At 45.8% G+C, this 782-nt stretch carries 1 protein-coding gene and 1 pseudogene; one reads left to right on the top strand and one right to left on the bottom strand.

Features of this window, described 5'->3' with window-relative positions; genetic code table 11:
* Positions 1-180, top strand: a pseudogene (locus KIV40_RS31405) (type I pantothenate kinase); the annotation flags it as partial.
* 32 nt (positions 181-212) lie between these two features.
* Here the strand turns inward: KIV40_RS31405 and KIV40_RS31400 are convergent.
* The coding region (locus KIV40_RS31400; protein WP_285353214.1) for a biotin--[acetyl-CoA-carboxylase] ligase at positions 213-782 on the bottom strand (570 nt) is incomplete at its 5' end.

Genomic DNA, 782 nt, shown 5'->3' with positions numbered 1-782 from the left:
TACTTTAGTCACTACACTCAACTTGGTGATCAGGAAGCTATAGCCAAAGCGGAGAATATTTGGAAGTCGATCAATGGTCTCAATCTGGAGCAGAATATTCTGCCAACTCGAGAGAGAGCGCACCTTATTTTACGTAAGGGCGCCGATCATATGGTTGAAGAGGTGTTACTTCGAAAGTAAACAGGGATGCGATTGTGTGATTAGCCGATCGATTAATCGGCTTTTCGTAATGAAATCTCACCGCCAATGTAGGCTTCGATACCATTCACAGTTTCCAACAAAACTGCACCCTGCTCATTAATGCCTTTCACGGTGCCTTCAATTTCTCTTGGCCCAATGATCAAACGGACATTGCGACCTAAAAAATTATCCAGTCGATTCCAACGCCCAACGAAGTCAGTCATTCCCTTCAATTCATACTCATTAAGTGCTTTGTACCAAGCGTCAATCAGTGACTGCGCCAGTGCATTTCGTTCTGGTACTTCACCACCACATACTTCTTTCAAAGACGTCCATGGCTGACCAATCCCCGATGTGTTGGGATCCATTGATAGGTTCAGGCCAAGACCAATCACGATGTTGGCTGCCCCACCCGATTGTCCTGATAGTTCAACTAGGATACCAGCGAGTTTCTTATCATTATGGTAGAGATCGTTAGGCCATTTCAGCTTTACACCTTCGACACCCATCTCCTCTAGTGCTTCTACAACTGCAACACCAACGACTAAACTCAAGCCCATTGCCGCCGCCATACCCGCATCAAGACGCCAATACATAGACAA

This window comes from Vibrio sp. D173a (genome assembly GCF_030248475.1).
The sequence above is the reverse complement of the archived record's forward strand: the minus strand, read 5'-3'. Positions and strand labels throughout refer to the sequence as shown.